The organism is Bartonella sp. MF74HXZ (assembly GCF_042194445.1).
Lineage (GTDB): Bacteria > Pseudomonadota > Alphaproteobacteria > Rhizobiales > Rhizobiaceae > Bartonella > Bartonella grahamii.
The window spans coordinates 180,055-194,209 of the sequence record NZ_JBHIMW010000001.1; the positions used below are offsets into that span (position 1 = coordinate 180,055).

General features: G+C 38.2%; 10 protein-coding genes. 5 read left to right on the plus strand and 5 right to left on the minus strand.

The features are described from left to right. Positions 1–102 precede the first annotated feature (102 nt). The 4 genes from ACFIJ8_RS00755 to petA all read right to left on the minus strand — a co-directional run bounded on the left by ACFIJ8_RS00755 (position 103) and on the right by petA (position 3,353). A complete protein-coding gene (locus ACFIJ8_RS00755; RefSeq protein WP_012754882.1) occupies positions 103–543 on the minus strand; it encodes a PRC-barrel domain-containing protein in 441 nt (146 codons plus the stop codon). Positions 544–656: 113 nt separating this feature from the next. Further along, on the minus strand, positions 657–1,550 hold the full coding sequence (locus ACFIJ8_RS00760) for a cytochrome c1 (RefSeq protein ID WP_375628158.1): 894 nt from the start codon (positions 1,548–1,550) through the stop codon (positions 657–659). Beyond that, complete coding sequence (locus tag ACFIJ8_RS00765; protein WP_375638642.1) at positions 1,544–2,800, minus strand: cytochrome bc complex cytochrome b subunit; 1,257 nt, start codon at positions 2,798–2,800, stop codon at positions 1,544–1,546. Before ACFIJ8_RS00765 ends, ACFIJ8_RS00760 begins: the two co-directional genes overlap by 7 nt. Before the next feature lie 4 nt (positions 2,801–2,804). Then, positions 2,805–3,353 carry a ubiquinol-cytochrome c reductase iron-sulfur subunit gene (gene petA / locus ACFIJ8_RS00770; protein ID WP_273788383.1) on the minus strand — a complete coding sequence of 183 codons (549 nt, stop codon included), beginning with the start codon at positions 3,351–3,353 and terminating at the stop codon, positions 2,805–2,807. 726 nt (positions 3,354–4,079) lie between these two features. Between petA and ACFIJ8_RS00775 the strand changes: the two genes are divergently transcribed. Further along, the gene (locus ACFIJ8_RS00775; protein WP_273788384.1) at positions 4,080–4,556 is read left to right on the plus strand and encodes a tRNA (cytidine(34)-2'-O)-methyltransferase; all 477 of its coding nucleotides are present in this window, start codon (positions 4,080–4,082) and stop codon (positions 4,554–4,556) included. Between the two features lie 580 nt (positions 4,557–5,136). Here the strand turns inward: ACFIJ8_RS00775 and ACFIJ8_RS00780 are convergent. Then, the gene (locus tag ACFIJ8_RS00780) at positions 5,137–6,390 is read right to left on the minus strand and encodes a CCA tRNA nucleotidyltransferase (RefSeq protein WP_375638645.1); all 1,254 of its coding nucleotides are present in this window, start codon (positions 6,388–6,390) and stop codon (positions 5,137–5,139) included. A gap of 248 nt (positions 6,391–6,638) precedes the next feature. On the opposite strand from ACFIJ8_RS00780, the gene ACFIJ8_RS00785 reads away from it, so the two are divergent. The 4 genes from ACFIJ8_RS00785 to ACFIJ8_RS00800 are packed head-to-tail and all read left to right on the plus strand — an operon-like array spanning position 6,639 to position 13,470. Further along, on the plus strand, positions 6,639–7,670 hold the full coding sequence (locus ACFIJ8_RS00785; protein WP_375638647.1) for an AAA family ATPase: 1,032 nt from the start codon (positions 6,639–6,641) through the stop codon (positions 7,668–7,670). Continuing rightward, entirely contained in the window at positions 7,671–8,582 is a 912-nt protein-coding gene (locus ACFIJ8_RS00790) for a DUF58 domain-containing protein (protein WP_375638649.1), read from the plus strand. Next, positions 8,579–11,377, plus strand: coding sequence for a DUF4159 domain-containing protein (locus ACFIJ8_RS00795; RefSeq protein WP_375638651.1), 2,799 nt, complete (start codon positions 8,579–8,581; stop codon positions 11,375–11,377). Before ACFIJ8_RS00790 ends, ACFIJ8_RS00795 begins: the two co-directional genes overlap by 4 nt. Next, positions 11,374–13,470 carry a glutamine amidotransferase gene (locus ACFIJ8_RS00800; RefSeq protein WP_375638653.1) on the plus strand — a complete coding sequence of 699 codons (2,097 nt, stop codon included), beginning with the start codon at positions 11,374–11,376 and terminating at the stop codon, positions 13,468–13,470. The genes ACFIJ8_RS00795 and ACFIJ8_RS00800 overlap by 4 nt, the downstream gene beginning before the upstream one ends. Positions 13,471–14,155: the final 685 nt, after the last annotated feature.

Consider the following 14,155-nt stretch of genomic DNA (forward strand, 5'->3'; position numbering starts at 1 on the left):
TCTTGTCGCAAAAGCTCCCAAGTATTTTTTGAACAAAAAAATGTTGCTAGCATATTATTATGATAGCAACAGTTTTATCCATTAAAGAATGGGAATATAAAATTAGCGTGTCCAACGCCCTTCGTATTTAAATGTTGGAGCGTCCTTTAAAGAATCCTTTGTCGCATTTGTAATGAGTTTCCATTTACCATAATCATTTGTCATCTGGATTGTTTCTGGAGAAACGACCACATAACTCTCACCTATGCCAAGAAAACCACCAACAGCAACAACAAACCCTGCAATATTATTTTCACGTAAAATAATATCTTTTACTTCACCAATATTTTCATCTTCTATATTATATACATTGGCGCCTATAAGGCTGGAAGCAACAAAATCCGTTGCTAAAGGTGTCACATAACGCACAGACTTATCTACCCCCACCTGTACAATACCCGTCGAAGAGATCATTTCAGGTTTTGAAGGCACTTCAAAAGACTGGGCGTAAGTACTAGAAACCATCAAAATTGACATAAGAGTAGTACATGCAATTTTTTTCATTTTAACATCTCCGTTTTTACTTTGCTTTTACTTTATAAAACCTCAATGCATCATAAACAGATTTGTTCCTTATGCTCTTTATACTCTATGCTCTTTCAAGCCTTGTCGCTTTATCATTTTCTCTTTATTTCGTCTTTTGTTTCTTTCTCTAACTCTTCTTCTAAACCACACCAAATACGATTTTTTAAAATATAAACAAGCCCTGCAAAAACGATTAAAAATAAAATAACACGAAAACCGGTTTTTTTACGAATTTCCATATGAGGATCGGCAGCCCACATCAAAAAAGCAGAAACATCGCGCGCGTAATGTTCAATGATTTCTGGAGTTCCATCTTCATAAGCAACCATACCATCACTCAAAGGAGGAGCCATAGTTAAAGAATTACCGGCAATAAAATAAGGATTATACCAAGAACCCTCAGCAATTTTCATATTTTCTGGCGCCTTCTGATATCCTGTTAAAAGAGCTGTAATATAATCTGGACCCGCTGTATCATAATGAGATAATACATCAGTAATTAAAGCAGGAAACGGCAAAGATACACCACGTGCACGTGCCATCAATGACAAATCTGGAGGATAAGCACTATTTAAAATAAATCTTGCTTCTTCTTCATGTGCAAAGGGAGAAGGGAAATAATCCGTTGCAACCCCAGCACGTTTAAAAAATTTTCCTTCTCGATTAGGACCATCGCGCACTTCATATTGCCCCGCCAAAGCTTTAATCTGTTCTTGATCATACCCAAGAGCTCTTAAATTGCGAAAAGCCACATATTTTAACCCATGGCAGCTGGAACAAACTTGTTTATAAACCTTTAATCCACGCCTCAATTGCGCCTTATCATAAAGCCCAAATGGACCTGAGAAACTCCATTCTTGTTTTTTAGGAATCCTTAAAGGAAAAGAAGTAAATTCCTCCTCCTGATCAGAGGCATCTCTCGCTAAACTCTGAGCAGAAAAGCTCATAGCAACGATAACAATCAGTCCGACAAAAACATTTACCATAGTCTCTTTTTTTTCTGTTTTAAATCTTGCATAATTGAAGAAGGAAGAGAACATTTTTTTTCAAAGGCTGGCAAAGTCGGCAAAATAACCAAAAAGAATATAAAATAATAAACCGTAGCCAATTGCGTCCATAAAAGGATTTTGTCATTTATTTCTCTTGACCCCAACCAACCAAGGAAAACGACATCAATAACCAACGCCCAAAAGAAAATTTTATAAACAGGTCGATATCTTGCTGAACATATTTTAGAGCGGTCTAACCATGGCACAAAAATTAAAATGCAAATCGAACTGACGAATAAAACAAAGCCCACAAAAGTGGAAGGGAAAATACCAATATCAAAAGTTATAGCACGAAGTATCGCATAAAAAGGCAAAAAATACCATTCTGGAACCACACGAAGAGGTGCTTTTAAAGGATCTGCCACATTATAATTTTCAGCCTGCCCCATATAATCGGGCATATAAAACAAAAACCAGGCAAAGAAGATCAGAAAAACAGTAATAGCAAAAATATCTTTGATAAGCGCATAAGGTGAAAATGGAACCGTTTCCTTATCTGATTGTATAGCAAGACCCGTTGGATTGCCTTGCCCAACACAATGGATTGCCCAAATATGCAGCCCCACAAAAAGAAGCAAAACAAATGATAAAACATAATGGAAAACATAAAAACGATTCAACGTTGGTTGTCCTACGCCATAACCACCCAGAAGTGTCTCATGCAACCATGTCCCCACCAAAGGTATCGTTTTTAAAAGCCCTGCAATCACTGAAGCCGCTGAAATAGACATCATCCCCCAAACAAGCACATAACCAAAAAATGCTATTGCCATCATGATGATATAAATAAAAATACCTGTAACCCATACCATTTCTCGCATATTTTTATAAGAACCATAATAAAGTCCACGTGCCAAATGGATATAAACAGCAATAAAAAAAAACGAAGAGCCTACAGAATGCCATGGACGAAAAAGCCAACCAAACTGCCCTTCACGTCGAAATCGTTCACTAGTTTCAAAAGCCAAATGAATATCTGGAACATAATGCATAGCCAAGACAATACCAGTCAAAAGCTGTGATAAAAGCATAATGGTCAAAATACCGCCAAATGTGTAAAAGTAATTAAGATTACGCGGAACAGGAAAAATAACAAATGTATTATAAAAAAAACGAGGAAGAGGAAAACGCTTATCAAACCAACGAGCAAGAGCATTTTTAGGATAATAAGGAGGAAACCTTGTCATAACCTTATCCTATTTTGAGCAAAGTATCAGAAAGAAATTGGTAAGGTGGAATAGCCAAATTATAGTTAGCTGGACCTGACCGCACTCTTCCAGCGGTATCATAAACAGACCCATGACAGGGACACAACCATCCTCCAAATTTACCCGATTGCCCAAGTGTTACACAGCCTAGATGCGTACAAAGATTAATAACAATAAGCCAATTTTCACGTCCTTTACCTGCTGAACGCGCAAAATCTGTTGCTTCTTTTTCACCTTCAAGATTAGGATTGCGCGCTTGACGATCTTTTAGAAGACTCAATTCAGTAGCGCGCGCATCAGCAATTTCTTTTGTCGTACGATTTCGAATAACAACAGGCTGTCCTCGCCACTTTACTGTCACCGACATCCCCTCTTCAATACCAGAAAGATCAACCTCAACAGAGGAAGATGCCAAAATAGCTTCATCTGGACGCAACTGACGGATAAAAGGCCACGCAACCGCTCCCATTCCAACTGCTCCTGCAACAGCTGTTACCAAAAACAGAAAATCCCGCCTCGTTTGCTCACTCATGGCCTTAACTTAAAGAGACTATTTGCTAAAACATTCTTCTACCATACCCTCTCCCATTGTACAATGCTTGATCACTCAGTTGCCTCAACCATGAAACCATCCCCGTAAAAAACTCCTGCCATTTGTATGGTCTATACAAAAACTGTTTTGTAATGATAATTCATCGTTTTACAGAATAAATGAAATCCTGAAACACCGTAAGTTTCTTTCATTTCAAACCTATTCATATTAATCAATCAAAATTACTCCCCTTCCTGTGAAAAACGGAGATAGTGTGTAAATAAACACTCCTAAAGAAAGAAACATAGTCTTGTTATGACCAGGTCTCAGTAAATAAGTTGAGCTTATCGATTATTTCTTTAACACATTTACAGCATCTCTCCCTCCCTCAATTCCAACTGGTTGAATGAGTATTTTTTCCGCTTCTGCTTTTGCATAAAAAGCATATTTTGTTGATTTTCATTAAAATGGATGATCTAACCTTATTAAATATCCCACTTTTCAACATAATGAGCCAATCCATTTCATGTATCGCTCAATATAAAGGAAGTCCCTAATAGGGAGCTTCTCTCTTATCCCAAACAAACCTGTGTACATAACTTTTTCCCTGAAATTTAAAGTGAATAAAAATTAAACCTAAAAAACATGTATTTCTCAAAGCATATTTTTCGAATAAATTGTGGTGCTTCTTTACAAAGTCGAAAGAAAAATCATATTACAGAGAACATGACACTTCATATAGCTCTTTTCCAACCTGATATCGCTGGTAATACTGGAACGATTTTACGTCTTAGCGCTTGTTTTGGTTTACATGTGCACATTATTGAACCCGCAGGCTTTAATCTGTCGGATCGTAATCTCAAACGCGCAGGATTGGATTATCTCGAATATGCTTCCTTAGAACGACACATTGATTGGCAACATTTTATAAGCTCCATGAAACACTTTAACCGCCGTCTGTTGCTTTTAAGTACAAAAGCAAAAACATGCTATACGCAGATATGCTATCAAAAAAATGATGTTTTACTTTTTGGTCGTGAAACAGCTGGGGCTCCCGATTATGTTCATGAAGCTGCCGATTACACATTGAAAATTCCCATGCAACCACAGGCACGCTCTCTAAATCTCGCCATGTGCGTAGCCATAACAACGGGAGAAGCATTACGCCAAATTGGTTATCATGAAAGAAACTGTAATCTATAAAAACACAACAATTCCCTTAAAATAATTAATAGGACAATAAAAATCCATGAAATATGGTTTTAAATAATTAAAAAATCTTTTTATAGAATATAAAGTGCATAAAGTTCACTAATACTTTTGGAACAACTTACAGAATGCCTATAAAAACCCATAAATTATCACGAAAAACAATATAAACATATAAAGAACAGTTAGAGCATATAACGCTTATCATTTTCCAACAATCAGGTGCTGATAAAATAAACATTTCTTAGTGCCCATAACATCCATTTCACATCACCACCTATGAATAATTAAATACTCCTCATAGTAAAAATCCATTGGACATCCCCCTCTTTATTCTCATACAAAATGCAAACCGCTATCATTATTCTCTTTATTCGTTTTCACTTTCGAGAATCCTTATCTTTAAGATGGTTCATAAAAGACATTTTTTCTCTCTGTAATCATTTTTCCTCACACGGCTTCCCCCACTTGTGACGTGTAAGGCAATAATTTTGATTGATGTGATATGAACAGGTTTGAAATAACCTTACAATATTCGGAGCTCTTGTTTCACATGACGAATAATGAATTATTATTATAAATCAATTTTTTCTAATAATGCATGACGATCCATTAAAAATCCGCTTTCGACCCATATCATTTCTAACTCTTTAAGCTTTTTTCCTAAAAGCACACCTTTAGCAAAACCTTTCTTTATTAAATCGTTACCATTAATGGGAAAAGTTGGAATCTGCCATTTTTTGGCAAGCTGATGAAGCTTGACATAATCCTCTGCTTTTTGCAAAGCATCACTTTTTTCCAGGTTATCGAGATGTGATGCAGCGACAGACAACGATAATTGATCTAAAACTGGCTGTCGTCCATGAAAATAAATCAGTTTTTGCACAAAATGATCAGAACAGTTTTGGTTTATTATTTCTAACTCTGCCCATTCTTTTAATCGTGTTGTTTCTTTATGGGAAAAATGCAAGCGCTGTGCCATTTCATGAAGACGTATGGGGTCAGGAGGAAGAATGCTTTCTAGCCGTAACAATGGATCAACTTTCCAACCAAGAGCCTGTTCTGTCTTCACCAATGCGTGAATTGCATCAATACCCCATCGTTCTGTTTCAGGAAAAATGAGTGCCAAAATTCTGCTTTGTCGCATCCATAAAAGAGCACGCGTTGGATCAAACGCCGCAAGAAGCTTTTTCATTTCTGCCCAAATACGTTCAGAAGAAAGTTTTTTTAAACCGTGTTTTAAACTAACACATGCCTTCAATCCTTGTACATCAGGTCGCCCTGCTCCATACCATGCAAAAAAGCGAAAAAAACGTAAAATACGCAAATAATCTTCGCAAATACGATCTTCTGCAATCCCAATAAAACGAACTGTTTGGCTAGCAATATCACTCAAACCTCCCACATCATCATAAAGATTGCCAGCAGCATCACAATAAAGCGCATTTATCGTGAAATCCCGCCGTTCAGCATCTTTTTTCCAATCACGACCAAATGCCACTTTTGCATGACGACCATCTGTTTCAATATCGCAGCGAAGCGTTGTAACCTCATAAGAACATGAATGAGCAACTACTGTTATTGTACCAAAAGCAATCCCTGTAGGAATAGCTTTAAATCCTGCTTCTTCTACACGTGCAATAACCTGTTGCGGCAAACAGGTTGTTGCAATATCAATATCACTAATAGGCTGCCCTAGCAGTTGATTGCGCACTGCTCCCCCTACAATACGCGCCTCTTCTCCCTCCAAAGACAAAACACGAAGAAGTGTTTGGATATCCCTTTGTTGTAACCACGCAACCTGTTTGAAGTCCTGTCTTATATTCACCCTTTAACCTTTCAAAAAAGTTGTCTTCATTGCTTTAAAGATCTCTCTTCATACAACAAAATTTTTAAGACATCCCTTATAAAACACGTCTATTCCTTCCAAAAAAACTTTTCTCTTCTTGTATACGAATATGAAAAAAATGGCATATGATACTTCATTTCTTCTCATTTTCTGTTACAAACAATAAGATATCCATTATCATGCAGAGAAAATTACCATTTTTGCGACAAACGCCTTAAGGAAGAAATATGAGTCAACATGATCCATCATCCAATTCTGTAAAAAAGGTCAATATCAATCATGATGCTCAAGTCATTATTGATGATATTGATACGGCACACAAAGAATTGGATATTTTACAACAAGAAATTGACAAAGTTATTTTTGGGCAAAGTCAGGTAATCGAATATGCTTTAATCGCTATTTTTGCTGGTGGTCACGCCCTTCTTGTCGGTGCTCCAGGACTTGCAAAAACACGTCTTGTTGAAACATTGGGAACAGTCTTAGGACTTGATGAAAAACGCATCCAATTTACTCCTGACTTAATGCCATCGGATATTATTGGTTCTGAAATTATGGATTCCGATAAAGACGGTAAACGTTCTTTTCGATACATTCAAGGTCCTATTTTCACGCAACTTCTCATGGCCGATGAAATCAATCGTGCTTCTCCACGGACACAGTCAGCCCTTTTACAAGCTATGCAAGAATATCATGTTACTGTTGCAGGTAACCGTTATGATTTGCCAAAACCTTTTCATGTTCTTGCAACGCAAAATCCTCTCGAACAAGAAGGGACCTATCCACTTCCTGAAGCACAACTGGATCGCTTTTTGATGCAAATCGATATTGACTATCCTGACCTCACAACAGAGCGACGGATCATTTTAGAAACAACAAAAGAAAAGAAATCAAATGCAAAACCAATTTTGTCCGCCAAAAAATTGCAAAAAATTCAAAATATCGTTCGCAAAATGCCTCTTTCAGAAAATGTGATCGAAGCTATTTTAAAAATTGTCCGCTCAACTCGCCCTCATAAAGACAATAGCCTTGCTAATACTTATGTTTCTTGGGGACCTGGTCCACGGGCATCACAAGCCCTTTCACTTTGTGTTCGCGCCCGTGCTCTTTATTATGGACGATTAGCCCCCTCACTTGATGATGTTGAAGCATTGGCCTATCCCGTATTACAACACCGCATGGCTCTTAATTTTTCTGCCCGTGCTGAAGATGTAACTGTAAAAGATATTATCAATAACCTTGTGAAAGATGTTCTTTGAATGGCTATTGGCAAAAAAGTTTTACAAAAGCCTCCATTGTCGCTGGCAAATGAACTGCATAAGGATACTGGCAAAATGCCATATTTCCTTTTACAAGCACGTCATATCGCTAATACACTGATAACCGGATGGCATGGACAACGCAAACGCGGTAATGGGGAAAACTTTTGGCAATTTCGTCCCTATGTTGAAGGAGAATCCATTACCCGCATTGATTGGCGTCGCTCAGCGCGTGATGAAAATACATATCTCCGCGAACACGAATGGCAAATGACACAAACCGTTTGGCTCTGTCCTGATCAAAGCGCATCAATGCATTACTGTTCGCGCTTTTCTAAAATCTCTAAAGGTAATCATGCCATTATTCTTACCCTTACCCTAGCATCACTTCTTGCTCGCAGTGGCGAACATATTGCTATTCCAAACTTAATGTCCCCCACAATGACATCCAATGTCGTAGAGCGAATAGCCTTTGCTTTAGAAAATCATTCAGATGAAAATTCATTTCCGGATTTTTCAACGATTACACGCTTTTCACATGTCGTTATAATGAGTGATTTTCTCGACTATCCTGAAAAAATCATCCAACATTTAACCGTTTTAACTACAAAACAGGTGACAGCTCATTTAATTGAAATTTCTGATCCCGCAGAAGAAAGCTTTCCCTACGCAGGTCACACAGAATTTTTTGATCCTGAAACGAAAGAGAAACATGTTTCCACAAAAGCAGAAGATCTTCGTAAGAGCTATTGTAAAATATATCACGCAAGGCGACAAGAGTTGGCAAATTTTTGTGCACGTCAAGGATGGTCTTATCACGTTAGTACAACGGATCAACCTTTAACAGAGACCATTTTTCATCTTGCAAATACAATGGGCGACTTTCCATTGCAAAAAAGGAGGGCCCTTTGAGTTTTGCTGCTCCCTTTCTGTTACTAGGGCTTTTGTTCCTACCGGTTATTTGGTGGCTGTTGCGGGTAACTCCTCCATCTCCGCGTAAAGAGCTTTTTCCTCCGTTACGCTTCTTACCCAAACCAACTCATCATCAGGAAACAGCAAAACATACACCTTGGTGGTTGCTCTTGTTGCGTTTAACCATAGCAGCACTTGTTATCATAGCGTTAGCGCGCCCCACGTGGAATCAAAAACCAATCAGCTTTTCCGGATCTCAACCCCTTGCACTCATTATTGATAATGGTTGGGCTTCTGTAAAAGAATGGAAAAAGCGCATCTCTATCGCTGAAATGCTCCTTGCTCAGGCAGAAAAACAGCAAAAAAATATTTATCTTATTGCAACGGCTGAAAATGATATCTCCAATATAGAGCCGCAACCCGCCAAGATTATAAAACAGCATTTAATGCATTTGCAACCGCGTCCTTGGCCTGTCAACCGTGTGCACGCACTGAAAAAACTCAGAAAAATAACCAAAGGAAAACCTCTTGATGTTGCTTATTTAAGTGATGGATTACAAACAAATGAAGATGAGCAGGCTTTTGCTTTGCTTGAAGAATTAAAACCTGAAAAACTCTTATGGTATTTGGCTGATATTTCCGATTTAATCGGCATAACATCCGTAGAAAATAACGATGGAAGCATGGTCGCGCGTATTATCCGCTCAACAACACACGGCAAAACTTCCGCTACACTCAACCTCTACGATTCAAACAATCAACTTCTCGGTCAATTTACGAAAAATTTCTCTGAAGGAGAAACAACAGCTCTTGTTCCTTTTGATGTACCACTTGAACTACGCAATGATATCGCTTGGATAAAAATGAATAATCAAAACCATGCTGCTGCAACCTTCTTGGTAGACAGCCATAACAAGATAAGCCGTGTTGCTCTTCTATCACCCGATACCAATGAAATGGCACAGCCTTTACTTTCTCCATTTTATTACATTATCAAAGCATTACAGGAATATACACAGCTTATAACCGCCGGTGGAAGAGAGCTTTCAACGGATATTGATTATTTGCTTAAACAAAATCCATCTGTTTTCATTATGAGCGACATGGTTAACATGCCTGAAAAAGCAGAAAAAAAACTTTCTGATTTTGTGAATAAAGGGGGAACACTCATCCGCTTTGCAGGAGAAAAACTCAGTAGTGCAGAACATTATGATAGTCTCCTTCCGATACCGCTACGTCAGGGGCAACGTTTCCTTGGAAGTATTATGTCTTGGACGAAACCACAAAAGCTTGCCCCTTTTGCAAAAAATAGCTTTTTCTTTGATCTTCCTTTCCCAGAAGATGTCACTGTCTCGCGCCAAATCCTCGCAGAACCAACCCCAGATCTTTTTGAAAAAACGTGGCTTAGCCTTTCGGATGGAACCCCTCTTATTACCGCAGCAAAACGTGGTAAAGGAACCCTCATTCTCATTCATGTTGCTCCTGACCCCACATGGTCTAATCTTCCTCTTTCTGGCTTTTTTGCACAAATGTTGCAAAAACTAATCACATTAGGGTCTAACGAAAACACAAACCTAACACACAGAGAAAAAAGAACAATGGTACAAAACCCGTGGCGAACCATAACCGCTGACGGACAATTACAAGTACCGCCCTCTCATGTTGTTCCACTGGTCTTTGACTCTCAAAATCCACCCCATCCTTCCTATAATACTCCCCCAGGACTTTATGGTGTCAAAAGCGATTTTTATGCACTCAATCTCTTAACTCATTCGTCGCACTTGATGAAACAATCATCATTGCCAACTTCTCTTAATAAAAGCCCTTTATCTTACGATACAAAAGAAAAAAATCTTATCGGTCCACTTTTAGGATTAGCCATCTTATTATTCGCCTTTGACAATTTTCTCATTTTATGGATGGGAGATATTTTTTCTTTCATGAAACGGCGTAATATGTTTCTCCTCCCTTTTATAAGTCTTATTGCCTTGTTTTCATATGATCCAACTCTTCATGCACAAACGAAAGAAAATCATCATGATAGTGTACAAGCTGCTGGTGCAACACATCTTGCCTATGTTATAACCAATAATCATGAAATTGATACAACGAGTAAACGTGGTCTAGAAGCGTTAAGTCAATTTATCGCAGAGCGCACAATGCTTACCCCAGGCTCTGTTACAGCACTTGATCTCGATAAAGATGAACTCTCTTTTTATCCTCTTATTTACTGGCCAATTGATGTTAAGAGTCCTATACCTACCCCAAAAAGTCTTGAAAAAATAAATAACTTTATGAAACATGGGGGAACAATTTTATTTGATACACGCGATCAGATAAAGAGTAATCTTAATCTTGAAGGAGATGCCACTCCAGAAACGCAACGATTACGAGATATCTTAAAAGAGTTAAATATTCCATCCATTGAGCCAGCATCAACGGATCATGTTGTTGCACGTTCTTTTTATATTATGCCAGATTTTCCTGGTCTCTACCGTGGTTCACCTTTATGGATTGAATCCTCATCAACAAACAAAAAAAATAAAAATTCTCTTGCTAGCGGTGATAATGTAAGTTCTCTTCTCATCACCGCCAATAACTTTGCCGGTGCTTGGGCACTCGATGAAAAAGGGACATGGAAATATCCCCTTGTTCCCAATGATCCAATGCAACGTCTATGGGCATTTCGTGCAGGTTTAAATATTGTCCTTTATGTTCTTACAGGAAACTATAAAGCGGACCAAGTTCATGTTCCAGCACTCTTGGAACGCTTTAAAAGAGAAAGAAGGCAATGATATCATTTTTCACTTTTCAGCCTTTTTTACCACTCATTTGGATTCTGTTCTTAAGTGGAATATCGATGCTTTTTGTCGTTGTTGGTCTTGTTACGCAACGTCAAGGTTCTTTATTTCGTCTGATGGCATTAAGCGCCCTCATCCTTGCTTTGCTCAATCCAATGATCATAAAAGAACAGCGCGAACCACTGAAAAGCACAGTAGGTATTGTCATTGACCGCAGCAAAAGCCAAACATTTGGAACACGTACAAACGACAGTGATGAAGCGCGCGCGCAATTAACGCAAGCATTGGCGCATTATCCACAATTTGAACCACGCTTTATTGAAGCTGGAAAACTTGCTGATAATCAGTATGCGCCCTCAACGAATTTGTTTGATGCTTTAACACAAGCAGTATCTGATGTGCCGCCCTCTCGTTATGCAGGAACCATTTTTATCACCGATGGACAAGTACATGACATCCCTGACCTATCAGACCTTCATCATAAAGCACCTCTCAATGCTCTGATTACAGGACACTCAGATGAATTTGATCGCCAAATCAAGTTTATTTCTCCTCCACGCTTTGCCCTTGTCAACAAACCACAAACGCTCTCCATTTTGGTAGAAGATAAAGGCCCCACCAAAAAAACAATACCACAGAAAGCAAATATTACACTAAGCGTCAATGGACAAGACATTGGCCATTATTCTGTAACTCCTGGCGTGATTTTTCAAACTGAAATTACCCTTCCTCATGCTGAAAAAAATATTATCCAAGTGATAACCGATCCACACAAAGGTGAACTAAGCTTTGAAAACAACCGCGCCATAACAATCATTGAAGGAATCAGAGAAAATTTACGCGTTCTTCTTATTTCAGGTGCTCCTTATAATGGAGAACGGACATGGCGAGACCTTTTGAAAGGTGACTCCAATATTGATCTTGTTCACTTTACTATTTTACGTCCTCCCACCAAAGCAGATAATACGCCCTTAAGCCAATTATCCTTGGTGGTCTTTCCGACAAGAAAACTCTTTGTTGAAGAGATTAATAACTTTGATCTCATCATCCTTGATGGCTACCAGCACTCTGCTGCTCTACCCTTAATCTATTATGATTATATCGCCCAATATGTACAAAAGGGGGGGGCATTGCTGATGGTAACAGGACCTGAATTTACAAAAAACAACTCACTTGCGAAAACACCTTTAATCAGCATTCTACCTGCATTGCCCAATGGAACTATTATTGAAAAGCCTTTTCGCCCCACATTAACCAAAGAAGGTGAGCGCCATCCTGTCACAAGGGGCCTTGCAACACTTAACCTTCCAGCTTCTCAATGGGGGCAATGGTTGCGACAAATTGCTATTCAAAACATAAATAACGGAATCGCTCTCATGAAAGGAGCCGATGAACAACCACTTTTACTTCTCGCGCATGTTGATAAAGGACGTGTAGGCATGTTGCTCTCCGATGAAAGTTGGCTTTGGGCACGAGGTTTCGAAGGCGGCGGTCCTTATGCAGCTCTTTATCGTCGTATTGCCCATTGGCTCATGAAAGAACCAGAGCTTGAGGAAGAAAAATTAAGTGCAACCAGCAACCATCATCATTTAACAATTCGCCGCCAAACTCTAAAAGATCATCCAGAACCCGCTGAAATAACCTTTCCCTCTGGAAAAAAAGAACATATCACTCTCACCAAAGAGCAAGAAGGTCTCTTCAGCGCAACTGGGACCACTGATGAAACAGGAATTTTTACCATTAAAAATGGCGATTTAACAATACTTTCTTCTGTAGGGATGCTCGATAATCTTGAATTGTTTGACTTAATTTCAACACAAGAAAAACTAGCCCCCATTATTAAACACACCGGTGGTTATATCGGACGGTTACATCCTGAGGGAAAAGAAAACATTCATCTTCCTCCATTCAAGCTGATTCAATCAAAAATAAACCCGTCTTCTTCTCCAGCACATTCAATTGTTCTGAAAGAAGCGACAGAAACCCGTTTAATTAATACCTTTTATTTTTCGATATTTTCTGGTTTCTTGGCGCTGCTTGCTTGCCTTTTACTGTTGAGCAGCATGTGGTATCGTGAAAGCCGTTGAAAAATCTGAAATTTCATATAATAGTCTTAAAATTCAGCTTATTTTTTTGTGTATTTTCTTGTCTTTTACAATTAGATAAAAACATTGATCTATAATGATAATTTATCATTATTGTCATATTGAGTTATTATTCTCTGTAGGATTTTTCTTTTTTGTAATACTTTCTATATTAAATTAATTAAAATCACTCGCTTGCACATCATTAAAAGAGATCTGTATGAATAAACACCTTTGAAGAAAAGAGTAAAGTACCTCTTATGAATCCTCTTAAAGCAAGGATTTTCACAAAATTTGGAGGGAATAGTATGATGGTTTTACTTTGCACCTTGTATAAATGTAAAATGGTGGCGCATAATAAGCCTTATAAACGAGGCTTTTCATAGCATTGAGAACTTTCGTGAAATGGGATCAAGCGCACTGGAAAATATTTCTTCAAAACAAATATATGAATGTACAACACAATGATACTTTATTTGGGATATTCCTCTTGAATCGTTCTGTTTTGCGTGAAAAAATCTCCCATTAAAAGCAATACATGGCAGCGCAAAACCGTAAAAACTCCTCATAAACACAATACGTTCTTTTGCATTTTATACTGAATAATTAGATTTTTTATGATAATGTGTGGTCGTATGAAAGCTGTTTAAAAGTCTTAAAACTTTATGACCATCATTTTAAAGTCTAT

What these genes read in the sequence shown, in the direction of transcription:
- ACFIJ8_RS00755 (WP_012754882.1), bottom strand. Translation starts at nt 543, where the DNA reads ATGAAAAAAATTGCATGTACTACTCTTATGTCAATTTTGATGGTTTCT.
- ACFIJ8_RS00760 (WP_375628158.1), bottom strand. Translation starts at nt 1,550, where the DNA reads ATGGTAAATGTTTTTGTCGGACTGATTGTTATCGTTGCTATGAGCTTT.
- ACFIJ8_RS00765 (WP_375638642.1), bottom strand. Translation starts at nt 2,800, where the DNA reads ATGACAAGGTTTCCTCCTTATTATCCTAAAAATGCTCTTGCTCGTTGG.
- petA (WP_273788383.1), bottom strand. Translation starts at nt 3,353, where the DNA reads ATGAGTGAGCAAACGAGGCGGGATTTTCTGTTTTTGGTAACAGCTGTT.
- ACFIJ8_RS00775 (WP_273788384.1), top strand. Translation starts at nt 4,080, where the DNA reads ATGACACTTCATATAGCTCTTTTCCAACCTGATATCGCTGGTAATACT.
- ACFIJ8_RS00785 (WP_375638647.1), top strand. Translation starts at nt 6,639, where the DNA reads ATGAGTCAACATGATCCATCATCCAATTCTGTAAAAAAGGTCAATATC.
- ACFIJ8_RS00790 (WP_375638649.1), top strand. Translation starts at nt 7,671, where the DNA reads ATGGCTATTGGCAAAAAAGTTTTACAAAAGCCTCCATTGTCGCTGGCA.
- ACFIJ8_RS00800 (WP_375638653.1), top strand. Translation starts at nt 11,374, where the DNA reads ATGATATCATTTTTCACTTTTCAGCCTTTTTTACCACTCATTTGGATT.